The sequence below is a fragment of the Streptomyces sp. NPDC001728 genome, assembly GCF_040297565.1.
In the GTDB taxonomy this organism is placed as follows: Bacteria; Actinomycetota; Actinomycetes; order Streptomycetales; family Streptomycetaceae; genus Streptomyces.
Genome location: NZ_JBEOZK010000024.1, coordinates 1 through 23,029, shown reverse-complemented (window position 1 = coordinate 23,029; position 23,029 = coordinate 1). Strand labels below are relative to the sequence as shown.

Genomic DNA, 23,029 nt, shown 5'->3' with positions numbered 1-23,029 from the left:
CGGGATGGCTCCGGCCCCTCGGCGGTGTCGCTCGCGTGGATCGACGGCTGCCGCGTTCAGCTGCCGTCCGGGTCCGCCCGGTCGAGCGCCGGGTGTGTACCCGGGCTGGAGTCGGTGAGCAGGTAGTCCGCGGCGGCGCGGTCGGTCACCAGGCTGGTGACGAGGCCGGAGCGGAGCACCGCGCCGATCGCAGCCGCCTTGCGCTGGCCGCCGGCGATGGCCACGACCTCGGGGATCCGGCGCAGCCGGTCCGCCTCGACGGTGATGCAGCGCTCGCCCAGGTCACGGCCGACGCGGCGCCCCTCGGAGTCGAAGAGGTGTGCGGACATCTCGGCGGCGACGCCGAGCGAGGCGTAGTGGGCGCGCTCCTCGTCCGAGAGCATGTCGTGGACCGTGGAGATGCCCGGCTCCCAGGAGCCGATGGAGACGCAGGCGACGGTCACCTTGTCGAAGTACTCGAAGGCCCGCGCGATGCCGGTCTGGCTGCGCAGCGCGGCCGCCGTCGCCGGGTCGGGCAGCAGCATGGGGGCGTAGATCGGGTGGGCCTCGCCGCCGGAGACCTGGGCCGCGCGGCGGACCGCCTCGACGGAGCCGCGCTCGGCGGTGCCTGCGTCGTACACCCCGGTGAGCTGGACGACGGTGCACGGGGGCAGCCGGTCGAGGGCGGCCGCCATGTGGATGGTGGAGCGGCCCCAGGCCAGGCCCAGCACGTCTCCCTCGGTGACCAGCTCGCCGAGCAGGTCGGCCGCGACCTCGCCGAGGTTCTCCGGGTCGGGCGACTCGTCCTCGCCCTCCGCCGGGGACTCGACGACGACGGCGTGGCGGAGCCCGTAGCGGGCGCGGAGCGCGTCGGAGCGTTCGGCGTCCAGCTCGGCCGGCACGCGGATCTCGATCCGTACGAGGTCGCGCTCCAGGGCGGTCTCCAGCACCCGGGCCACCTTGAAGCGGCTCACGCCGAACTCCTCGGCGATCTGGATCTTGGACTTGCCCTCCAGATAGAAGCGGCGGGCCATGGCCGCCGCCTGCACCAGCTCCGCGGGGCCCATCCGCAGGGCTGATCGTCCCGCCGACATACCCGCCACCGCGATCTCCTCACTGCTGTTCACGTACCGCTGTCGCTGTTCACGTACCGGTGTCTCGTACCCGGTGTCGTTCACACTCTGGACTCGCCGTTCATCCTGTCAGATCCGGCGGGCCTTGATCAGTCCTGTCGGCGGCCCGACGGACCGCGTTCATCCGCCGGAGGCTCAGTGGCCACACGCCCAGGGGGCGGACGCCGTGGCGGCCCGCGCGCGAGCCCTGAGCGAGGCGACGGCGGCGGCCGGGTCGGCCGCTCCGTAGACCGCGGAGCCCGCGACGAAGACATCGGCGCCGGCCTCGGCGCACCGCTCGATCGTGGACTCGGCGACCCCGCCGTCGACCTGGAGCCAGAGCTCCAGACCGTGCTTGGAGATCAGCTCACGGGTGCGGCGGATCTTGGGGAGCATGATGTCGAGGAAGGCCTGGCCGCCGAAGCCGGGCTCGACGGTCATGATCAGCAGCATGTCGAGCTCGGGGAGCAGGTCCTCGTACGGCTCGATCGGGGTGGCCGGCTTGAGCGCCATCGAGGCCCGCGCGCCCTTGGCCCGGATCTCCCGCGCGAGGCGGACGGGCGCCGCGGCGGCCTCGACGTGGAAGGTGACCGACCCGGCGCCGGCCTCGACGTACTGGGGCGCCCAGCGGTCGGGGTCCTCGATCATCAGATGGCAGTCGAGGGGGGTGCCCGTCGCCCGGGCGAGCGACTCCACGATCGGCACGCCCAGGGTCAGGTTGGGCACGAAGTGGTTGTCCATCACGTCGACGTGCAGCCAGTCGGCACCGTCGACGGCCTTCGCCTCATCGGCGAGCCGGGCGAAGTCCGCGGACAGGATGCTGGGATTGATCTGCGCCATGTGCCAAGCCTCCCACGTTCTTGGGCACTTCTTTGCCGCTCGGCGGTTTCGAATCCGGTCCAGACCAATTTCGGTACGAACCGACGAGCCCGGGACCTGGACGGACCGGGAGATTGCGGTCAGATGGTCGAAGGGGCCGGGGTCCCGAAGGTCACGCGGTCCGGCGGAGCAGCGCCAGGTACATGGCGTCCGTACCGTGCAGATGCGGCCACAGCTGGACGTCGGGTCCTTCGCCGATCGCGGGGACGCCCGGCAGCAGCGGACGGGCGTCGATCAGCTCGGCGCCGCCCACCTTCTTCAGGACGTCGTCCACGACCACCCGGGTCTCGGCCAGGTGTGGCGAGCAGGTCGCGTACCCCACGATCCCGCCGACGCGGACGGCGCTCAGCGCCTCCGTCAGCAGGGCGCGCTGGAGCGGCGCGAAGCCGTCCAGGTCCTCGGGGCGACGGCGCCAGCGGGCCTCGGGGCGACGGCGCAGGGCGCCGAGGCCGGAGCAGGGCACGTCCATCAGGACCCGGTCGAAGGAGCCGGGGCGCCACGGCGGGCGGGTGCCGTCGGCGGCGATCACCTGGTACGGGCCGGGGTTGCCGGCGAGGGCGCGCTCGACCAGGCGGGCGCGGTGCGGCTGCTTCTCGGAGGCGAGAAGGGCGGCGCCGCGCTGGGCGGCGAGGGCGGCGAGCAGCGCGGCCTTGCCGCCGGGGCCGGCGCAGCCGTCCAGCCAGCGGGTGTCGGGGCCGTCGAGCGGCGCGTTGGCGAGGGCGATCGCGACGAGCTGGCTGCCCTCGTCCTGGACGCCCGCCCGGCCGTCCTTCACGGCCTCGATGGCGCCGGGCTCGCCGCCCTCGGCCATCCGGACGGCGTACGGCGACCAGCGGCCCGGCAGGCTCTCGGTGGCGTCGGCGAGCTCGTCGGTGGTGGAGCGGCCGGGGCGGGCGACGAGAGTGACCTCGGGGCGCTCGTTGTCGGCCTCGAGGAGGTCCTCGATGCCGGCCCGGCCGCCGCCGAGGGAGTCCCAGAGCGCCGAGACGACCCAGCGGGGGTGCGAGTGGACGACGGCGAGGTGGTCCTCGGGGTCCTTGTCGTACGGCGGGGCGACCTGCGCCACCCAGGCGTCGAGGTCCTGCGCCGAGATCTTCCGCAGGACGGCGTTCACGAACTTGGCCCGCCCGTCGCCCAGCACCACCCGGGCCAGCTCGACGCTGGCGGAGACGGCGGCGTGGGTGGGGATGCGGGTCCCGAGCAGCTGGTGCGCGCCGAGCGCGAGCACATCGAGCACGGGCGGGTCGACCTCGCGCAGCGGCCGGTCGATGCAGGCGGAGATGATCGCGTCGTACGTGCCCTGGCGGCGCAGCGTCCCGTAGACGAGTTCGGTCGCGAGGGCCGCGTCACGCCCGTCGAAGTCGCCCTTCTCCCGGGCCTTCCTGAGCAGCGGCGGAAGCACCAGGTTCGCGTAGGCGTCCCGCTCGTCCACCGCCCTCAGCGCCTCGAAGGCGAGCATCCGGACGGGGTCCTTCTGGGGCCGCCGGTAGGGCTTGTGGGGACGACGACGTGCCTGCTCGCTCAAAGGTGCTCCGCGTGACGAAATGAAGAGGTAGAACCCCCCAAGCCTACGTCCGCCGCGCCCCCACCCGTTCCCGGGCCCGTCCGTGGCCGTCCGGGGCCGTCCTGCCTACGCGCCGAGCCGCTCCCCGGGTGCGATGCGCACGCCCCGGGCCCAGTCCGCGGCCTTCATCGGCTTCTTGCCCTGGGGCTGGACCCAGAGGAGTTCCACGGCGTGCGAGCCGGTGCCCGCGTAGACGTTGTTCTTGCCGGCCGCGAGCTCGCCGGGGGTGAGGTCGTCGCGGTCGGGCAGCGGGGTGACCTGGATCAGCTTGAGGCGCTCGCCGCGGAAGAGGGTCCAGGCGCCGGGGGCCGGGGTGCAGCCGCGGACCACCCGGTCCACCCGGAGGGCGGGGGCGGCGAAGTCGACGTGGGCGTCCTCGACCTGGATCTTCGGGGCCAGGGTGATGCCCTCGACGGGCTGCGGGACGGCCTGGAGGGCGCCGTCCTCGATGCCGTCCATGGTCGCGGCGAGCAGCCCGGCGCCCGCGAACGCGAGCCGGGTGAGCAGGTCGCCACTGGTGTCCGTCGGCCGGACGTCCTCGGTGACGACGCCGTAGACCGGACCCGAGTCGAGGCCCTCCTCGATCAGGAAGGTGGACGCGCCCGTCACCTGGTCACCCGCCATCAGGGAGTGCTGCACGGGCGCCGCGCCCCGCCAGGCCGGCAGCAGCGAGAAGTGCAGGTTGACCCAGCCCCGGGCGGGGATGTCGAGGGCGGCCTTGGGCAGCAGCGCGCCGTACGCGACGACCGGGCAGCAGTCCGGGGCGATCTCCCGCAGCCGGGCGAGGAAGTCCTCGTCGCGGGGCCGGGTCGGCCGGAGGATCTCGATCCCGGCCTCCTCCGCCCGCTGGGCCACCGGACTGGCGACGAGCCGCCGGCCGCGTCCCGCGGGCGCGTCCGGCCGGGTGACCACGGCGGCCACCTCGTGCCGCCCGGAGGCGAGCAGGGCGTCCAGAGCGGGAACGGCGACCTCGGGGGTGCCTGCGAAGACGAGCTTCATGGGTGGCGACTGCCTGTCTCTCCGGGGGCTTTGCGGGCAGCGCACCAGTCTAGGCGCCCCGCGCGGAGGGGGCGTACGGGAGGACGAGCGCCCCACGCATATGCGTGTACGCCCCCGCAGCGTGACCCAACTCCCGGTGGCGCGTTGGTCAAGAGAGATTGACCGAATCGGGTCGCTGTTCCCCCCAGCGGCCCTTCCCCTTACACGCCGGTTCGAGAGGCTTTCACATGGCCGACCACGCAACCCACGACGCCCAGGCTCGGGCGAGTCTGCACCTGTTGGTGCGGGACATCGAGCGGGTCCGGCGGCAGGTGGACGCACTGCGCACGCTCACGGCCCAGCTGGGCAATGTCTACCGCCCTCGCCGCTCCGGTCCTTCGACGGGCTTCGTCGTCTACGGGCGGGCCCCCGCCCCGACCGTACGTCTCGCGCAGGAGCTGCGGGACAGCGTCGAGACCCTGGTGACCGCCGCGGTCGACTTCGACCGCTCGCTCGGCTTCTCCTGGGACGCCGTGGGCTCCGCGCTCGGTGTCACCAAGCAGGCCGTCCACCGCCGCTACGGCTCCCGGCGCGCACCCCAGCCGGGCGCCGTCGACCAGGAACCGATCGTGGAGCCGGGTACGACCCGTGCGCTCCCCACCGTCCCCGCCGCCCGTTCGATGCCCCCGCAGCCCACCTCGGGCAGCGCCTCCCTGCGCGAGGAGCCCCGCCCGACGGCCTTCCCGGGCCCGCGCAACGGCTGACGCCAGGGATCCGTAGGACCGCCCGCCCTCCCGGGGCGTACGGGAATCCGAGCCCGCCCTCCGGGGACGTACAGAAATCCGAGACGGAAGACATCCGAGACCGTCCGTCCCTCCCCGGGGCGGGCGGTCCTCATGTGCGCGGACCCCTCAGCCGATGTCCGGCGGATCGACCCTGATCCGCACCGGGTCCCCGCCGCCCCGCGCGAGCCGCCCCGCGCGAGCCTGCTTCAGGGCCGCCGCCAGCGCCGCGCCGCTTCCCGGCGGGACCCGGACCAGGGCCCGGTCCCACTGCTCGCCTGGCGGCGGGTCACCGGGGCGGCGCGGGCCGCCGGGGCGGACGACGGGCAGCGGCACCGGGCCGAGGATCTCCGCGTCGCCGGGCAGTCCGGCCCCCGCGAGGAAGCCTTCGACGGCCTCCGGAGGGCCCGTCACCGCGGCCATCCGGGAGACCGGCGGGAAGCCCAGTTCGGCGCGCTCGGCCAGTTCCCGCTGGGCGTGTCCGACCGGGTCCCAGCGAACCAGCGCCTGGACGGGCCGGAGCGTCGGCTCGGCCACCACGACGACCGTGCCGCCCTCGGGCTGGCCCCGTACCAGCGAGGCCGCGTCGATCCAGCGGCGCAGCGCCTCCTCGCCCGCCCGAAGATCGGGCCGGCCGAGCATGGCCCAGCCGTCGAGGAGCAGCGCCGCCGCGTAGCCGCCCTCGGCGACGGGTTCGGCGCCGGGTGTGGACACGACGAGCGCGGGCCGTCCGGGCACGCTGTCCAGGACGTGGTCGCGGCCCGAGGTGCGGACCGGCACGGCGGGGAACGCCCGGCCCAGTTCCTCGGCCGTCCGCCGGGCGCCGACCACCTGGGCCCGCAGCCGGTTCGAGCCGCATTCCACGCAAGTCCAGTCGGGGGCGCCGCGTCCGCACCAGCCGCAGCGCAGTTCCTGCTGTTCGGGGGCCTCCAGAGGGCCGGCGCAGTGGCGGCAGCGGGCGGGCGTCCGGCAGCGCTCGCAGGCCAGCCTCGGGACGTATCCCCGGCGGGGCACCTGCACCAGGACCGGCCCGGTCCTGAGGCCTTCCCTGACGGCCTGCCAGGCGAGGGAGGGCAGCCGGGCGGCGCGCGCGGCCTCGTCGCGGGCGAGTTCGCCGTCGCCGACGGTCCGGATCAGCGGGGCGGCCCTGCGGACCTGCTCGCGTCCCGCGCCGATCGGTTTGGCCCAGCCGGACTCGACGAGCTGGGCGGCCTCGACGGTGCAGCTGGTGCTGCCGAGGAGGAAGGCGCACCGGTCGTGGGCGGCGCGGAGCAGCAGCACATCGCGCGCGTGGGGCTGCGGGGCGTGGGGTTCGCTGTGGCTGCCGTCGCCGTCGTCCCAGATGACGGCGAGCCCGAGGTCGCGGACGGGTGCGAACATCGCGGCGCGGGTGCCGACGACGGCCCGCACCGCCCCGCGCCGCACCGCGAGCCACTGGGCGTACCGCTTCTCGGGGCCCGCCTCGGCGGTGAGCAGCGCGTGCCGCCCCTCGCCGAGGACGGAGGTGAGGGCGGCGTCGACCCGGGCCGCCGCCCGTCCGTCCGGTACGACGACGAGCGCGCCCCGGCCCGAGGCGAGGGTCGCGGCGACGGCGCGGGCGATCTCCTCGGCCCAGTGCGGCCCGGGCAGCGCGTTCCACACGGCCCGGGGCGCGCCGCCGCGCGCGAGCGAGTCCAGGAACGCCGGCCCCCGCTCGTACCGTGTCCAGGTCCCCGGCTCCGGCGGGGCAGGCGGCGGCAGCGGTGCGGGCGAGGGGCGGCCCTCTGCGCGGGCGCTGCGCGGCGGGACGGCGAGCTGGAGGACGTCGGCGAGGCTTCCGGCGTACCGGTCGGCGACGGCGCGGGCGAGCCCGAGCAGCTCGGGGCCGAGTACGGGTTCGGGTGAGACGACGTCGGCGAGGGCGGCCAGCGGCCCGGAGTAGTCGGAGGCGGCCAGGCGCTCGACGAGGAACCCGTCGATGAGCCGGCCGCCCTCCCGCCGTCCGTTCTTGACCTGGTGCGATCCGGCGCCGAAGCGCACGCGGACGCGCACCCCCGGCTGCGCGGCGCCGTCCAGCTCCTCGGGGACGGCGTAGTCGAAGAACTGGTCGAGGTGGAGCGCCCCCTTGTTCACGACGACCCGCGCCACGGGCAGCTCCTTGGCCAGCGCGGCCCCCCGCCAGGTGCGCGGCTTGGCCCGCGGCACCTTCGCCTTGCGCACGGTCTCCCGGATGAGCGCGAGCTGCTCGGGCTCCTCGGGCGCGTCGCCGTTCTCGTTCTCGCTGCTCACAGCCTCATACCTACCAGACGCCACCGACAGCCGGGCACGGCCGAAGCCCGGCACCCCTTCGCGGGATGCCGGGCTTCGGTCGTGTACGGGCGATTACAGACCGGCGGCCTGCCTGAGGGCGTCGACGCGGTCGGTGCGCTCCCAGGTGAAGTCCGGCAGCTCGCGGCCGAAGTGGCCGTAGGCGGCGGTCTGGGAGTAGATCGGCCGGAGCAGGTCGAGGTCGCGGATGATCGCGGCCGGGCGGAGGTCGAAGACCTCGGCGATGGCGTTCTCGATCTTCTCGTTCTCGACGGTGTTGGTGCCGAAGGTCTCGACGAAGAGACCGACGGGCTCGGCCTTGCCGATCGCGTAGGCGACCTGGACCTCGCAGCGCGAGGCGAGGCCCGCGGCGACGACGTTCTTGGCGACCCAGCGCATGGCGTAGGCGGCCGAGCGGTCGACCTTGGACGGGTCCTTGCCGGAGAAGGCGCCGCCGCCGTGGCGGGCCATGCCACCGTAGGTGTCGATGATGATCTTGCGGCCGGTGAGGCCGGCGTCGCCCATCGGGCCGCCGATCTCGAAGCGGCCGGTCGGGTTCACCAGGAGGCGGTAGCCGTCGGTGTCGAGCTTGATGCCGTCCTCGACGAGCTGCTTGAGCACGTGCTCGACGACGAACTCGCGGATGTCGGGCGCGAGCAGCGACTCCAGGTCGATGTCGGAGGCGTGCTGCGAGGAGACGACGACCGTGTCGAGCCGGACGGCCTTGTCGCCGTCGTACTCGATGGTGACCTGGGTCTTGCCGTCGGGGCGCAGGTACGGGATGGTCCCGTTCTTGCGGACCTCGGTGAGGCGGCGGGAGAGCCGGTGGGCGATGTGGATCGGCAGCGGCATCAGCTCGGGGGTCTCGTCCGACGCGTAACCGAACATCAGGCCCTGGTCGCCCGCGCCCTGCTTGTCGAGCTCGTCGTCGTCGTCCCTCTGGGAGGACCCCTCGACCCGCTTCTCGTACGCGGTGTCCACGCCCTGGGCGATGTCCGGGGACTGAGATCCGATGGACACCGACACGCCGCAGGAGGCGCCGTCGAAGCCCTTCTTCGAGGAGTCGTAGCCGATCTCGAGGATCTTGTTCCGGACGAGGGTCGGGATGTCCGCCCACGCCTTGGTGGTCACCTCACCGGCGACGTGCACGAGGCCGGTGGTGATCAGCGTCTCGACGGCGACGCGCGAGGTGGGGTCCTCCCGCAGCAGTGCGTCGAGGATGGTGTCGCTGATCTGGTCAGCGATCTTGTCGGGGTGTCCCTCGGTGACGGATTCCGAGGTGAACAGACGACGGGACACAACGCTCCCTGGGGTTGCAGCGGCTGCTGGCTATTCGTTGAGCGGACCGGCAGGGGGCTGCGCCCCAAGACGTTCCGCGGACAGTCTATCGGTCGTGGTCGGGGGATGGACCAGGTGTCTCGCCTGGCGAATGCCCCGCGAGGGTGGATCCCGCCCCGTCACAGGATGTCCGTCCCCCGATGGGGCGCACATCACACGCGCCCCTCCGGGTTACCGCTGCCCCGGGGAGCGCGATGTGTCAGGCCGTGGCGCGCAGCCGCGGCAGGACCAGGTCCCAGACCGTCTCGGCCAGGGCTTCCTTCGGACCGTACGGTACGGGGGTCTCGGCGCCGTCCGAGGCGAGGACCACGGCCTCGTTCTCCTCGGAGCCGAAGGTCTTGCGCTCCCCCACCTCGTTCACGACGAGCAGGTCGCAGCCCTTGCGGCGGAGCTTCTCGCGTCCGTTGGCGAGGACGTCGTCGGTCTCGGCGGCGAAGCCCACGACCACCTGTCCGGGCAGGGCGCGCTCGGCGGCCAGCTCGGCGAGGATGTCGGGGTTGCGGACCAGTTCGACGGTGGGCGCGCCGCCGTCGTCCTTCTTCTTGATCTTCCCCGCGGCGTAGACGGCGGGCCGGAAGTCGGCGACGGCGGCGGCCATCACGACCGCGTCGGCGTCGGCGACGGCCTTGAGCACGGCCTCGCGGAGCTGGAGGGCGGTGCCGACGTGCACGACGTCGACACCGGCCGGGTCGGGGATGCCGGCGTTGGCCTCGACGAGGGTGACCCGGGCACCCCGGGCGGCGGCGGCCCTGGCGAGGGCGTACCCCTGCTTCCCCGAGGAACGGTTGCCCAGGTAGCGGACCGGGTCGAGGGGTTCGCGGGTGCCTCCGGCGCTGACCACGACATGGCGGCCGGCGAGGTCGGGGGCGGGGGCGCCCCGGGTCAGCACCCGCCGGCAGACCTCGAAGATCTCGCCCGGGTCGGGCAGCCGGCCCTTGCCGGTGTCGACGCCGGTGAGTCGGCCGACGGCCGGCTCGATGACGACGGCGCCGCGGCGGCGGAGGGTCGCCACGTTCTCCTGGGTCGCCGGGTGCTCCCACATCTCGGTGTGCATGGCGGGGGCGAAGACGACGGGACAGCGGGCGGTGAGCAGCGTGTTGGTGAGCAGGTCGTCGGCGAGGCCGTGGGCGGCCTTGGCGAGCATGTCCGCGGTGGCGGGGGCGACGACGACGAGGTCGGCGCCCTGGCCGATGCGGACGTGCGGGACCTCGTGGACGGAGTCCCACACCTCGGTCGACACGGGGTGTCCCGAGAGGGCGGACCAGGTGGCCGCGCCGACGAAGTGGAGGGCGGAGTCGGTGGGCACGACCCGGACGTCGTGGCCCGACTCGGTGAGCCGGCGCAGCAGCTCGCACGCCTTGTAGGCGGCGATGCCCCCACTGACCCCCAGGACGACCTTCGGCTTGGCTGCTGCGCCCACTGCTGCTCCCCGCGCTCGGATGCGTACGACTTCCATGAGACACCACAGGCCCGGCGGATGTTCCGCCGGGCCTGTGGTGACGAACGTTGACGTGCTTACTGAGCCGGGCCCTCGATGGCCTCCGACGTCAGCAGACCCGCGTTGATCTCGCGCAGCGCGATCGAGAGCGGCTTCTCGTGGACGTGGGTGTCGACGAGCGGGCCCACGTACTCCAGGAGGCCCTCGCCCAGCTGGGAGTAGTACGCGTTGATCTGGCGGGCGCGCTTGGCGGCGTAGATCACGAGGCTGTACTTCGAGTCCGTGGCCTCGAGCAGCTCGTCGATCGGCGGGTTGATGATGCCCTCGGGCGCGGTCATCGAAGAGGACACGCTCTACCTTCCGAAGATGGAAAAAGAAATCAGACTACGTTCATCAACGTTAGCAGCTCACGTGCGACGTCCTCGACGGAGGTGTTGACGAGCGTGGTGTCGAACTCCGACTCGGCGGCCAGCTCGACCTTCGCGGCGGCGAGACGGCGCTCGATGACCTCGGGCGACTCGGTGCCGCGGCCGGTGAGCCGGCGGACCAGCTCGTCCCAGCTCGGCGGGGCCAGGAAGACCAGCTGGGACTCGGGCATCGAGTCCTTCACCTGGCGGGCGCCCTGGAGGTCGATCTCCAGGAGGACCGGCTCCCCGGAGTCCAGGCGGTCGAGGACCGCGCCGCGCGGGGTGCCGTAACGGTTGCCCGCGAACTCGGCCCATTCGAGGAGCTCACCGTTGGCGATCAGCTTGTCGAACTCGTCGTCCGTCACGAAGAAGTAGTGAACGCCGTGCTTCTCGCCGGGGCGGGGCTTCCGTGTCGTCGCCGACACCGAGAGCCAGACCTCGGGGTGGACCTTGCGCATATGAGCGACGACCGTGCTCTTGCCGACCCCGGAGGGGCCGGAGAGCACGGTCAGCCGCGGACGTGCCTCTGCTGCCATGCAGCGATTATTCCAGCTCCACCGGTGTGCCCGGGACGCGTGTCCCGGATCCGGCGGCCGGACCGGCGCCGGATCAGGCGCCGGTGCTGCCGAACTCGCGCTCCAGGGAGGCGATCTGGTTGGAACCGAGACCGCGCACACGGCGGCTCTCGGAGATGCCGAGGCGCTCCATGATCTGCTTGGCGCGGACCTTGCCCACGCCGGGCAGCGACTCCAGCAGTGCGGAGACCTTCATCTTGCCGATGACGTCGTTCTCCTGTCCGGTCTTGATGACCTCGTGGAGAGAGGCTCCGGAGTGCTTGAGTCGATTCTTGATCTCGGCCCGCTCCCGGCGAGCCGCGGCGGCCTTTTCGAGCGCGGCTGCGCGCTGTTCAGGGGTAAGGGGCGGAAGAGCCACGCCTACGTCACCTCGGATGTCGATCTGTCGGATACGGACCGGTGAGGAACCCAGCGCCCCACACCAGTGGAGCAACGTTCAACGGAGTGGCCGTTGAACGCCTGCTCTGCCCCGGAGACTAGCGGCCGAGGCCGCTCCAGTCAGCGAGAACAGCGGAAAAGTCCTGGTCAGCATCGACCGACCAGGACTTTTCCGGCAAAACGACCCGGTTTTGGGCCAAGTTTTCGTCAAGGAGTGAGACGGCCCGGTAAGACGGTTCGTCTCGCCGGGCCGAAACACCTCGGACATCACACCCCGTCCGCTCCGACCTGCGGATTGACCGCGGACCCGGGCGGACGTCGCTCAGCCGCCGACCGCGACGCGGATCTCGTCCGCGTACCGGAGGGCGGAGTCCCGCAGAGCCGCCGCGTCCGGACCGTGCCGCAGCACTCCCCGACTGACGTTCGGGACGACGTTGCGGACCGCTTCGCCGAAGACGGCGGGGAGGTCGGCCGGGGTCGCGCCCTGCGCGCCGATGCCGGGGGCGAGGAGCGGGCCGTTGATGTCCAGGTCGAACGAGGACAGGTCGCCGAGGGTGGCGCCCACGACCGCGCCGAAGGAGCCCATCGGGGTCTCCCCCGCGTTCTCCTCGGCGAGGTGGGCGAGCATGGTCGCGCCGATCGTGCGCCCGTCCTCACGCACCGCCCGCTGGACCTCCGAGCCCTCCGGGTTGGAGGTGAGGGCCAGGACGAAGAGCCCGGCGCCGGACTCGCGCGCCAGGTCGACGGCCGGCTTGAGGGAGCCGTAGCCGAGGTACGGGGAGACCGTGAGCGCGTCGGAGAAGAGCGGGGAGTCCTTGCGCAGGAAGGTCTCCGCGTAGGCGGCCATGGTGGAGCCGATGTCGCCGCGCTTGGCGTCCATGACGACCAGGCCGCCGGCCGCGCGCAGATCGACGGTGGCGCGCTCCAGGACGGCGATGCCGCGCGAGCCGAAGCGCTCGAAGAAGGCGGACTGCGGCTTGAAGACGGCGACGGTGTCGGCGAGCGCCTCCACGACCGTGAAGGTGAACCGCTCCAGACCGGCGATGTCGTCGGTCAGACCCCAGGAGTCGAGCAGGGCGGCGTGCGGGTCGATGCCGACGCAGAGCGGGCCGCGCTCGTCCATGGCGGAGCGCAGGCGGGTGCCGAAGGCCAGGGGCCGCCCGGAGGGCGTCGATGAGGGGCGGTGGCCGGGCGACGGGAGGGCGGTCACTTGGCGGCCTTTCGGTTGTCGGCGCCGACGGCCTCGGCGAGGGTGGCGTACGGGGAGGCGGCGAGGCGCGCGGCGAGGCCCTTGTGGATCGCGCGGGCGTAGAACGGGCCCTCGTAGATGAAGGCGCTGTACCCCTGGATCAGGGTGGCACCGGCGAGGATCCGCTGCCAGGCGTCCTCGGCGTTCTCGATGCCGCCGACGCCCACCAGGACCAGGCGGTCGCCCACGCGCGCGTGGAGCCGCCTGAGGACCGCCAGGGAGCGCTCCTTGACGGGCGCGCCGGACAGCCCGCCGGTCTCCTCGACCAGCGCCGGGTCGGACTTCAGGCCGAGGCCCTCGCGCGCGATGGTGGTGTTGGTGGCGATGATGCCGTCGAGACCGAGCTCCAGGGCCAGGTCGGCGACCGCGTCGACGTCCTCGTCGGCCAGGTCGGGGGCGATCTTGACCAGGAGCGGGACCCGGCGGTCGGTGACCGTGCGGTCGGCGGCCTCCCGTACGGCGGTGAGGAGCGGGCGCAGGGACTCGGTGGCCTGGAGGTTGCGCAGCCCGGGGGTGTTCGGCGAGGACACGTTCACGACCAGGTAGTCGGCGTGCGCGGCGAGGCGCTCGGTGGACTTCACGTAGTCGGCGGCGGCGTCGGCCTCGGGGACGACCTTGGTCTTGCCGATGTTGACGCCGACGGTGGTCCTGAAGACCGCCTCGCGGGCGCCCAGGCGCTCGGCGACGGCGGCGGAGCCCTCGTTGTTGAATCCCATGCGGTTGATCAGGGCGCGGTCCGGGATCAGCCGGAAGAGGCGCTTCTTGGGGTTGCCGGGCTGGGCCTCGCCGGTGACCGTGCCGATCTCGACGTGGTCGAAGCCGAGCATCGACATGCCGTCGATGGCGACGGCGTTCTTGTCGAAGCCGGCGGCGAGCCCGAAGGGGCCGTGCATGCGCAGGCCGAGGGCCTCGGTGCGCAGCTCCTCGTACCGGGGCGCGAGGACGGCGGCGACGAAGGTCCGCAGGACGGGGGTCCGGGCGGCGAGGCGGATCCAGCGGAAGGCCAGGTAGTGGGCCTTCTCGGGGTCCATCCGCTTGAAGACCAGGTGGAAGAAGAACTTGTACATGCTGAGTGGCTCCAGGTCATGAAGAGGGGGACACCGCAGATCCTGCCGGTGTCCCCCCTCTCCGTACGGGCTGCTAGTCGCGGGCCGCGGTCAGGTGCTCCGCGTGCTCCTGGAGCGAGCGGACGCCCACGTCGCCCCGGTTGAGCGCGTCGATGCCCTGGACGGCCGCGGCGAGCGCCTGGACCGTGGTGAGGCAGGGGACGCTGCGCGCCACCGCGGCCGTACGGATCTCGTAGCCGTCGAGGCGGCCACCGGTGCCGTACGGGGTGTTGACGATCAGGTCGACCTGGCCGTCGTGGATGAGCTGGACGATCGTCTTCTCGCCGTTCGGGCCCTCGCCCTCGCTCAGCTTGCGGACGACCGTGGCGTTGATGCCGTTGCGCTTGAGGACCTCGGCGGTGCCGGAGGTGGCGAGCAGCTCGAAGCCGTGGGCGACGAGCTCGCGGGCCGGGAAGATCATCGAACGCTTGTCGCGGTTGGCGACCGAGATGAACGCGCGGCCCTTGGTGGGCAGCGGGCCGTAGGCGCCGGCCTGCGACTTGGCGTAGGCCGTGCCGAAGACCGCGTCGATGCCCATGACCTCGCCGGTGGAGCGCATCTCCGGGCCGAGGACGGTGTCGACGCCGCGGCCGTGCACGTCGCGGAAGCGCGACCACGGCATCACGGCCTCCTTGACGGAGATCGGCGCGTCGAGCGGCAGGGTGCCGCCGTCGCCGGTCCTCGGCAGCAGGCCCTCGGTGCGCAGCTCTGCGATGGTGGCGCCGAGCGAGATGCGCGCGGCGGCCTTCGCCAGCGGGACGGCGGTCGCCTTCGAGGTGAAGGGGACGGTCCGGGAGGCGCGCGGGTTGGCCTCCAGGACGTAGAGGATGTCGCCGGCCATCGCGAACTGGATGTTGATCAGACCGCGCACGCCGACGCCCTTGGCGATGGCCTCGGTGGAGGCGCGCAGCCGCTTGATGTCGTAGCCGCCGAGGGTGATCGGGGGCAGGGCGCAGGCCGAGTCGCCGGAGTGGATGCCGGCCTCCTCGATGTGCTCCATGACGCCGCCGAGGTAGAGCTCGGTGCCGTCGTAGAGGGCGTCGACGTCGATCTCGATGGCGTCGTCGAGGAAGCGGTCGACCAGGACCGGCCGGGTGGGGCTGATCTCGGTGGACTCGGCGATGTAGGAGGACAGCCGGTCCTCGTCGTACACGATCTCCATGCCGCGGCCGCCGAGCACGTACGAGGGGCGTACGAGGACGGGGTAGCCGATCTCGTCGGCGATGGCCTTGGCGCCGGCGAAGGTGGTGGCGGTGCCGTGCTTGGGGGCGGGGAGGCCGGCCTCGGCGAGGACCTGGCCGAAGGCGCCGCGGTCCTCGGCGGCGTGGATGGCCTCCGGGGAGGTGCCGACGACCGGCACGCCGTTGTCCTTGAGCGCCTGCGACAGGCCCAGCGGGGTCTGGCCGCCGAGCTGGACGACGACACCGGCGACGGGGCCGGCCAGGGTCTCGGCGTGGACGATCTCAAGCACGTCCTCGAGCGTCAGCGGCTCGAAGTACAGACGGTCGGAGGTGTCGTAGTCCGTGGACACGGTCTCCGGGTTGCAGTTGACCATCACGGTCTCGTAGCCGGCGTCGCTCAGGGCGAAGGAGGCGTGGACGCAGGAGTAGTCGAACTCGATGCCCTGGCCGATGCGGTTCGGGCCGGAGCCCAGGATGATCACCGCGGGCTTGGTGCGGGGCGCGACCTCGGTCTCCTCGTCGTACGAGGAGTAGAAGTACGGGGTCTTGGCGGCGAACTCGGCGGCGCAGGTGTCGACCGTCTTGTAGACCGGGCGGACGCCCAGGGCGTGCCGGACCTCGCGGACGACGTCCTCGCGCAGACCGCGGATCTCGGCGATCTGGGCGTCGGAGAAGCCGTGGCGCTTGGCCTCGGCGAGGATCTCCGGGTGGAGCTTCTCGGCGGCGGCCAGCTCGTCGGCGATCTCCTTGATCAGGAAGAGCTGGTCGACGAACCAGGGGTCGATCTTCGTGGCGTCGAAGACCTCCTCCGGGGTGGCGCCGGCGCGGATGGCCTGCATGACGGTGTTGATGCGGCCGTCGGTCGGGCGGACCGACTCGCGCAGCAGTTCGGCCTTGTCGCCGGGCTCGCCGACGAAGGTGAACTGCGAGCCCTTCTTCTCCAGGGAGCGCAGGGCCTTCTGCAGCGCCTCGGTGAAGTTGCGGCCGATCGCCATGGCCTCGCCGACCGACTTCATGGTCGTGGTCAGCGTGGAGTCGGCGGAGGGGAACTTCTCGAAGGCGAAGCGCGGGGCCTTGACGACGACGTAGTCGAGCGTGGGCTCGAAGGACGCCGGGGTCTTCTCCGTGATGTCGTTCGGGATCTCGTCCAGCGTGTAGCCGACGGCGAGACGGGCCGCGATCTTGGCGATCGGGAAGCCGGTCGCCTTGGAGGCGAGCGCCGAGGAGCGGGAGACGCGCGGGTTCATCTCGATGACGATGATCCGGCCGTCGACCGGGTCGATCGCGAACTGGATGTTGCAGCCGCCGGTGTCGACGCCGACCTCGCGGATGATCGCGATGCCGATGTCGCGGAGCCGCTGGTACTCGCGGTCGGTGAGCGTCATCGCCGGGGCGACGGTGATCGAGTCACCGGTGTGGACGCCCATCGGGTCGAAGTTCTCGATGGAGCAGACGACCACGACGTTGTCGTTCTTGTCGCGCATCAGCTCCAGCTCGTACTCCTTCCAGCCGAGGATGGACTCCTCCAGGAGGACCTCGGTGGTCGGCGAGAGGGTCAGGCCCTGGCCGGCGATGCGGCGCAGCTCCTCCTCGTCGTGGGCGAAGCCGGAGCCGGCGCCGCCCATGGTGAACGAGGGGCGGACGACGACGGGGTAGCCGCCGAGCGTGTCGACGCCCTTGATGACGTCGTCCATGGTGTGGCAGATGACCGAGCGGGCGGACTCGCCGTAACCGATCTTGGCCTTGACGGCCTCGACGACGCCCTTGAAGAGGTCGCGGTCCTCGCCCTTGTTGATGGCCTCGACGTTGGCGCCGATGAGCTCGACGCCGTACTTCTCCAGGACGCCCTGCTCGTGCATGGAGATCGCGGTGTTCAGCGCGGTCTGGCCGCCGAGGGTGGGCAGGAGGGCGTCGGGGCGCTCCTTGGCGATGATCTTCTCGACGAACTCGGGGGTGATCGGCTCGACGTACGTGGCGTCGGCGATCTCCGGGTCGGTCATGATCGTGGCCGGGTTGGAGTTGACCAGGATCACCCGCAGGCCCTCGGCCTTGAGGATGCGGCAGGCCTGGGTGCCGGAGTAGTCGAACTCGGCGGCCTGGCCGATGACGATCGGGCCGGAGCCGATGACCAGGACGGACTGGATATCGGTGCGCTTAGGCACGCTCGGCCTCCATGAGGGCTACGAAACGGTCGAAGAGGTACGCGGCGTCGTGCGGGCCCGCGGCCGCCTCGGGGTGGTACTGGACGGAGAAGGCCGGCTGGTCGAGCAGCTGGAGGCCTTCGACGACCTGGTCGTTCAGACAGACGTGGGAGACCTCGGCGCGCCCGTAGGGCGTGTCGGAGACCTTGTCGAGGGGCGCGTCGACGGCGAAGCCGTGGTTGTGCGCGGTGACCTCGACCTTGCCGGTGGTGCGGTCCTGGACCGGCTGGTTGATGCCTCGGTGGCCGTACTTCAGCTTGTAGGTGCCGAAGCCGAGCGCGCGGCCGAGGATCTGGTTGCCGAAGCAGATGCCGAAGAGCGGCGTCTTGCGCTCCAGGACGGCCTTCATGACGGAGACGGGGCCGTCGGCCGTGGCCGGGTCGCCGGGGCCGTTGGAGAAGAAGACCCCGTCGGGCTGGACGGCGTAGATGTCCTCGGCGGTGGCGGTGGCGGGCAGCACGTGGACCTCGATGCCGCGCTCGGCCATCCGGTGCGGGGTCATGCCCTTGATGCCGAGGTCGACGGCGGCGACGGTGAACTTCTTCGTGCCGATCGCGGGGACGACGTAGGTCTCCTTGGTGGCGACCTCGGCGGAGAGGTTCGCGCCCTTCATCTCGGGGGCCTGGCGGACCTCGGCGAGCATGGTGCCCTCGTCGGGGAGCGCGTTGCCCGAGAAGATGCCGACGCGCATGGCGCCGCTCTCGCGCAGGTGGCGGGTGAGGGCGCGGGTGTCGATGCCGGAGATGCCGACGACGCCCTGGTTGCGCAGTTCCTCGTCCAGCGAGCGGCGGGCGCGCCAGTTGGAGGAGACGCGGGCGGGGTCGCGGACGACGTAGCCGGCGACCCAGATGCGGCCGGACTCGGGGTCCTCGTCGTTGACGCCTGTGTTGCCGACGTGCGGGGCCGTCATGACGACGACCTGGCGGTGGTACGACGGGTCGGTGAGGGTCTCCTGGTAGCCGGTCATGCCGGTGGAGAACACGGCCTCGCCGAAGGTCTCCCCCACGGCCCCGTAGGCGCGGCCGCGGAAGATGCGGCCGTCCTCCAGGACGAGTACGGCGGGAACCTTGCTGGTTCCCCGGGTGGAGGTCGTCATCGTGCGATGCCTTCCGTCGTGTTGGTCATGGAGTTGATGGCCTCGACCCAGGCGGTGTGCTCGGCCGCCCGGTCGGACCGGAAACCGGAGTCGAGCAGTGTGCCGCCGTGCGCCCAGGTGACGATCAGCAGGCCGCCCTCGGCGAGGACCTTGCCCGCGATGCCCTTGTCGAGGCGGGCCTCGCGCAGGGCCTCGGCCGGGACGAAGAAGTCGTTCGCCCCGGGGCGTACGACCGCCAGCCCGGCGTCGGTGAGCGTGAGCTCGACGCGGCTGCGGGAGCCGAGGCCGTGGGCGACGATCCGGTCGAGCCACTGCCCGGCGGTCGTGGACCCGTGGTAGCGCCCGCTGAGAGTCAGTCTGGCCGGACCGGCCGCCTCGGGCGCGGTGGGGAGCTCGGGCAGGTCCGACTGGATGCTGCCGCGCCACTTCCAGCCCTGGCGCATCAGCCAGTAGACGAAGGCGACGAAGAGCAGCAGTCCGGCGACCCAGCCGATCCTTCCGGCCCAGTCGGTCACCTCCGCCGACTTCTGATCGGCTGCCTCTGCGGCGATTGCGATGAGTGGTGTCACGCCAGCTTCCCGTCCACGACCGTTGCCCGGCCCCGCAGGAAGGTGTGGGTGACGCGTCCCGGCAGCTCACGGCCCTCGTAGGGGGTGTTGCGGCTGCGGGAGGCGAAGTCCGCGGGGTCCACGACACCACGGTAAGCCGGATCGACCAGCGTCAGGTTCGCGGGCTCACCAGCCGAGACGGGTCGTCCGTGGCCGGTGGCCCGTCCGATGCGGGCGGGGGCGAAGGACATCCGGTCGGCGACGCCGGCCCAGTCGAGGAGGCCGGTCTCGACCATCGTCTGCTGGACGACGGAGAGCGCGGTCTCCAGGCCGACCATGCCCATGGCGGCCGCGGCCCACTCGCAGTCCTTGTCCTCGTGCGGGTGCGGGGCGTGGTCGGTGGCGACGATGTCGATCGTGCCGTCGGCCAGCGCCTCGCGGAGCGCGAGGACGTCCTTCTCGGTGCGCAGCGGCGGGTTGACCTTGTAGACCGGGTTGTACGAGCGGACCAGCTCGTCCGTGAGGAGGAGGTGGTGCGGGGTGACCTCGGCGGTGACGTCGATGCCGCGGGACTTGGCCCAGCGGACGATCTCGACGGAGCCGGCGGTGGAGAGGTGGCAGATGTGGACGCGGGAGCCGACGTGCTCGGCGAGGAGGACGTCGCGGGCGATGATCGACTCCTCGGCGACGGCGGGCCAGCCGCCGAGGCCCAGCTCGGCCGAGACGATGCCCTCGTTCATCTGGGCGCCCTCGGTGAGGCGGGGCTCCTGGGCGTGCTGGGCGACGACGCCGTCGAAGGCCTTCACGTACTCCAGGGCGCGGCGCATGATGACCGCGTCGTCGACGCACTTGCCGTCGTCGGAGAAGACGGTGACGCCGGCGGCGGAGTCGTGCATGGCGCCCAGCTCGGCGAGCTTCCTGCCCTCCAGGCCGACGGTGACGGCGCCGATGGGCTGCACGTCGCAGTAGCCGGACTCCTTGCCGAGCCGGTAGACCTGTTCGACGACGCCGGCGGTGTCGGCGACCGGGTGGGTGTTGGCCATGGCGAAGACGGCGGTGTAGCCACCGGAGGCGGCGGCGCGGGTGCCGGTGAGGACGGTCTCGGAGTCCTCGCGGCCGGGCTCACGCAGATGGGTGTGGAGGTCGACGAGGCCGGGCAGCAGGATCTGGCCGTCGGCCTCGATCACGGTGGCGCCCTCGGCGGACAGACCGGTGCCACTCCAGTCGATTTCGCCCTGCCGGCCGGTGGCGACGATGGTCTCGCCGTCGATCACCACGTCCTGGACGGCGCCGCCCAGCACCTGCGCACCGCGGATAAGGATCTTGCTCATGGTTACTTGCTCTCCTCGGTACGGGTGTGGCTGACGGCGGACTCGTTGCCGCCCAGAAGCAGGTAGAGGACGGCCATCCGGACGGAGACGCCGTTGGCGACCTGCTCGACGACCGTGCAGCGGTCGGAGTCGGCGACCGCTGCGGTGATCTCCATGCCGCGGACCATCGGGCCGGGGTGCATGACGATGGCGTGCTCGGGCATCTTCGCCATCCGCTCGCCGTCGAGCCCGTAGCGGCGCGAGTACTCGCGCTCGGTCGGGAAGAAGGCGGCGTTCATCCGCTCTCGCTGCACACGCAGCATCATCACCGCGTCGGACTTCGGCAGCACGCGGTCGAGGTCGTAGGAGATCTCGCAGGGCCAGGTCTCGACGCCGACGGGGACCAGGGTGGGCGGGGCCACCAGGGTGACCTCGGCGCCGAGGGTGTGCAGCAGGTCGACGTTGGAGCGGGCGACCCGGCTGTGCAGGACGTCGCCGACGAGCGTGATCCGCTTGCCGGCGAGGTCGCGGCCGAGGCCGGTGTCGCGGCCGACCAGGCGGCGGCGCATGGTGAAGGCGTCCAGCAGGGCCTGGGTGGGGTGCTGGTGGGTGCCGTCGCCGGCGTTGATGACGGGGGCGTCGATCCAGCCGGAGGTGGCGAGGCGGTACGGGGCTCCGGAGGCGCCGTGCCGGATGACGACCGCGTCGACGCCCATGGCCTCCAGGGTCTGCGCGGTGTCCTTGAGGGACTCGCCCTTGGAGACGCTGGAGCCCTTGGCCGCGAAGTTGATCACATCGGCGGAGAGACGCTTCTCGGCGGCCTCGAAGGAGATCCGGGTACGGGTGGAGTCCTCGAAGAACAGGTTGCAGATGGTCCGGCCGCGCAGGGTCGGCAGCTTCTTGATGGGCCGGTCGGCCACCCGGGCCATCTCCTCGGCGGTGTCGAGGATCAGGACGGCGTCGTCGCGGGTGAGGTCGGCGGCCGAGATGAGGTGACGCATCATCGGGTTGTCTCTCCGTGGTGGGGAGGGTGTGAGGGCATGCGGGGGCGCAGGGGTGTGCCCCGGCCCCGCGGGGGAAGGACCGGTCCGGCTAGGCGGCGGGCCTGGAACCGAGCAGGACGGTGTCGCGGCCGTCCTCCTCGGCGAGCTGGACCTTGACCGTCTCCCGCAACGACGTGGGGAGGTTCTTGCCGACGTAGTCGGCGCGGATCGGAAGCTCGCGGTGGCCGCGGTCGACGAGGACGGCGAGCTGGACGGCGCGCGGGCGGCCGATGTCGCCGAGGGCGTCGAGGGCGGCGCGGATGGTGCGGCCGGAGAAGAGCACGTCGTCGACGAGGACGACGAGACGGCCGTCGACGCCGTCGGCGGGGATCTCGGTGCGGCCGATGGCGCGGGCCGGCTTCAGGCGCAGGTCGTCCCGGTACATGGTGATGTCGAGGGATCCGACCGGGACCTCGGTGCCGGTGATCGATTCGAGCTTCTCGGCGAGCCGGCGGGCGAGGAAGACGCCGCGGGTGGGAATGCCGAGGAGAACCACGTCGTCGGCGCCCTTGGCGCGCTCGACGATCTCGTGTGCGATGCGGGTCAGGACCCGCGCGATGTCCGGGGCCTCGAGAACGGGCCGTGCCTCATCGCCGTACTGCTGCTGAGTGTCCATGAAAAAACGGACCTCCTTCTCCGCCTCACGGGACGGCTCTTAAAGGACGTCGGATTTGCGACATCAACGATACCAGGGGGCCGACGCGGACCTCCTCGCCCCCCTCGCACCACTCCGGGCGCCGTCCCCCGGGAGGAGGCGGTACGGACCATTCGGCTTGACGGGAAAGAGTAACGCTGCGTAACCTCACAGTGAGTTACCAGCCGCGCGGCGCAGCCGCATGTCGTCACAGCGTCCGGGAGCGTTATGTCCAGCGAATACGCAAAGCAGCTCGGGGCCAAACTCCGCGCCATCCGCACCCAGCAGGGTCTCTCGCTCCACGGGGTGGAGGAGAAGTCCCAGGGCCGCTGGAAGGCCGTCGTGGTCGGTTCGTACGAGCGTGGCGACCGCGCGGTGACCGTGCAGCGTCTTGCCGAGCTGGCCGATTTCTACGGGGTGCCGGTGCAGGAACTGCTGCCGGGCACGACCCCGGGCGGGGCCGCCGAGCCGCCGCCGAAGCTGGTCCTCGATCTGGAGCGCCTGGCACACGTGCCGCAGGAGAAGGCGGGCCCGCTCCAGCGCTACGCCGCGACGATCCAGTCGCAGCGTGGTGACTACAACGGCAAGGTGCTGTCGATCCGTCAGGACGACCTGCGCACCCTCGCCGTGATCTACGACCAGTCCCCCTCGGTCCTCACCGAGCAGCTCATCAGCTGGGGCGTCCTCGACGCGGACGCGCGCCGCGCGGTCGCCCACGAGGAGAACTGACCCCCTTCGGGGACAGAGCAGAAACGTACCGCCGGGCCCGTGGACGTCATCCGACGTCCACGGGCCCGGCGCTTTTCGTCCCACCCGCCGCACGGCACCCCCGAGGACGCCGAAGGGGCCCCCAGCACGAGTGCTGCGGGCCCCATCGGCAGCCGGTGGGGGCTACGGGCACATACCGCGGCGGGCCGGCGCCGACGCGGCGGGGCGGCCATGAAG

The 23,029-nt window shown here is 72.1% G+C and carries 20 protein-coding genes; 2 read left to right on the top strand and 18 right to left on the bottom strand.

All coding sequences use genetic code 11. The features are described from left to right. Positions 1-56 precede the first annotated feature (56 nt). From ABT154_RS28685 to fmt, 4 genes are all read right to left on the bottom strand, one after another. A complete protein-coding gene (locus tag ABT154_RS28685) occupies positions 57-1,073 on the bottom strand; it encodes a sugar-binding transcriptional regulator (RefSeq protein ID WP_502969610.1) in 1,017 nt (338 codons plus the stop codon). A 174-nt stretch (positions 1,074-1,247) separates the two neighbouring features. Beyond that, positions 1,248-1,931: a ribulose-phosphate 3-epimerase gene (gene rpe / locus ABT154_RS28680; protein ID WP_351860510.1), complete on the bottom strand. Its 684-nt coding sequence runs from the start codon at positions 1,929-1,931 to the stop codon at positions 1,248-1,250. Positions 1,932-2,082: 151 nt separating this feature from the next. Continuing rightward, positions 2,083-3,495, bottom strand: coding sequence for an RsmB/NOP family class I SAM-dependent RNA methyltransferase (locus tag ABT154_RS28675; protein ID WP_351860508.1), 1,413 nt, complete (start codon positions 3,493-3,495; stop codon positions 2,083-2,085). Between the two features lie 105 nt (positions 3,496-3,600). Beyond that, positions 3,601-4,533 carry a methionyl-tRNA formyltransferase gene (fmt, locus tag ABT154_RS28670; protein ID WP_351860506.1) on the bottom strand — a complete coding sequence of 311 codons (933 nt, stop codon included), beginning with the start codon at positions 4,531-4,533 and terminating at the stop codon, positions 3,601-3,603. Positions 4,534-4,760: 227 nt separating this feature from the next. Here fmt and ABT154_RS28665 point away from each other — a divergent pair, with 227 nt between their 5' ends. After that, positions 4,761-5,276 carry a hypothetical protein gene (locus tag ABT154_RS28665; protein WP_351860504.1) on the top strand — a complete coding sequence of 172 codons (516 nt, stop codon included), beginning with the start codon at positions 4,761-4,763 and terminating at the stop codon, positions 5,274-5,276. Between the two features lie 147 nt (positions 5,277-5,423). Here ABT154_RS28665 and ABT154_RS28660 read toward each other — a convergent pair whose 3' ends face one another. The 14 genes from ABT154_RS28660 to pyrR all read right to left on the bottom strand — a co-directional run bounded on the left by ABT154_RS28660 (position 5,424) and on the right by pyrR (position 22,066). Next, complete coding sequence (locus ABT154_RS28660; protein WP_351860503.1) at positions 5,424-7,562, bottom strand: primosomal protein N'; 2,139 nt, start codon at positions 7,560-7,562, stop codon at positions 5,424-5,426. Positions 7,563-7,655: 93 nt separating this feature from the next. Then, complete coding sequence (metK, locus tag ABT154_RS28655) at positions 7,656-8,879, bottom strand: methionine adenosyltransferase (RefSeq protein WP_351860501.1); 1,224 nt, start codon at positions 8,877-8,879, stop codon at positions 7,656-7,658. A gap of 238 nt (positions 8,880-9,117) precedes the next feature. Further along, on the bottom strand, positions 9,118-10,374 hold the full coding sequence (gene coaBC, locus ABT154_RS28650) for a bifunctional phosphopantothenoylcysteine decarboxylase/phosphopantothenate--cysteine ligase CoaBC (protein ID WP_351860499.1): 1,257 nt from the start codon (positions 10,372-10,374) through the stop codon (positions 9,118-9,120). 59 nt (positions 10,375-10,433) lie between these two features. After that, positions 10,434-10,706 (bottom strand): DNA-directed RNA polymerase subunit omega, encoded by a 273-nt coding sequence (rpoZ, locus tag ABT154_RS28645; protein WP_017242218.1) that lies wholly within the window; start codon positions 10,704-10,706, stop codon positions 10,434-10,436. 29 nt (positions 10,707-10,735) lie between these two features. Then, positions 10,736-11,299, bottom strand: a complete 564-nt coding sequence (gene gmk, locus ABT154_RS28640; RefSeq protein WP_317875003.1) for a guanylate kinase — start codon at positions 11,297-11,299, stop codon at positions 10,736-10,738. Positions 11,300-11,372: 73 nt separating this feature from the next. Then, positions 11,373-11,696 carry an integration host factor gene (locus tag ABT154_RS28635; RefSeq protein WP_017242220.1) on the bottom strand — a complete coding sequence of 108 codons (324 nt, stop codon included), beginning with the start codon at positions 11,694-11,696 and terminating at the stop codon, positions 11,373-11,375. A gap of 342 nt (positions 11,697-12,038) precedes the next feature. Further along, positions 12,039-12,869 (bottom strand): orotidine-5'-phosphate decarboxylase, encoded by an 831-nt coding sequence (pyrF, locus tag ABT154_RS28630; RefSeq protein ID WP_351860638.1) that lies wholly within the window; start codon positions 12,867-12,869, stop codon positions 12,039-12,041. 53 nt (positions 12,870-12,922) lie between these two features. Beyond that, on the bottom strand, positions 12,923-14,032 hold the full coding sequence (locus tag ABT154_RS28625; protein ID WP_351860496.1) for a quinone-dependent dihydroorotate dehydrogenase: 1,110 nt from the start codon (positions 14,030-14,032) through the stop codon (positions 12,923-12,925). A gap of 73 nt (positions 14,033-14,105) precedes the next feature. Continuing rightward, on the bottom strand, positions 14,106-17,414 hold the full coding sequence (gene carB, locus ABT154_RS28620) for a carbamoyl-phosphate synthase large subunit (protein ID WP_351860494.1): 3,309 nt from the start codon (positions 17,412-17,414) through the stop codon (positions 14,106-14,108). Then, entirely contained in the window at positions 17,407-18,549 is a 1,143-nt protein-coding gene (carA, locus tag ABT154_RS28615; protein ID WP_351860492.1) for a glutamine-hydrolyzing carbamoyl-phosphate synthase small subunit, read from the bottom strand. The genes carB and carA overlap by 8 nt, the downstream gene beginning before the upstream one ends. After that, positions 18,546-19,118, bottom strand: a complete 573-nt coding sequence (locus tag ABT154_RS28610) for a PH-like domain-containing protein (RefSeq protein WP_351860490.1) — start codon at positions 19,116-19,118, stop codon at positions 18,546-18,548. The genes carA and ABT154_RS28610 overlap by 4 nt, the downstream gene beginning before the upstream one ends. After that, positions 19,115-20,428, bottom strand: coding sequence for a dihydroorotase (locus ABT154_RS28605; protein WP_351860489.1), 1,314 nt, complete (start codon positions 20,426-20,428; stop codon positions 19,115-19,117). Before ABT154_RS28605 ends, ABT154_RS28610 begins: the two co-directional genes overlap by 4 nt. A 2-nt stretch (positions 20,429-20,430) precedes the next feature. After that, positions 20,431-21,411 carry an aspartate carbamoyltransferase catalytic subunit gene (locus ABT154_RS28600; RefSeq protein WP_351860487.1) on the bottom strand — a complete coding sequence of 327 codons (981 nt, stop codon included), beginning with the start codon at positions 21,409-21,411 and terminating at the stop codon, positions 20,431-20,433. An 88-nt stretch (positions 21,412-21,499) separates the two neighbouring features. Continuing rightward, positions 21,500-22,066, bottom strand: coding sequence for a bifunctional pyr operon transcriptional regulator/uracil phosphoribosyltransferase PyrR (pyrR, locus tag ABT154_RS28595; RefSeq protein WP_351860485.1), 567 nt, complete (start codon positions 22,064-22,066; stop codon positions 21,500-21,502). Positions 22,067-22,312: 246 nt separating this feature from the next. On the opposite strand from pyrR, the gene bldD reads away from it, so the two are divergent. Next, positions 22,313-22,813: a transcriptional regulator BldD gene (bldD, locus tag ABT154_RS28590; RefSeq protein WP_015032294.1), complete on the top strand. Its 501-nt coding sequence runs from the start codon at positions 22,313-22,315 to the stop codon at positions 22,811-22,813. The last annotated feature ends 216 nt before the right edge of the window (positions 22,814-23,029 follow it).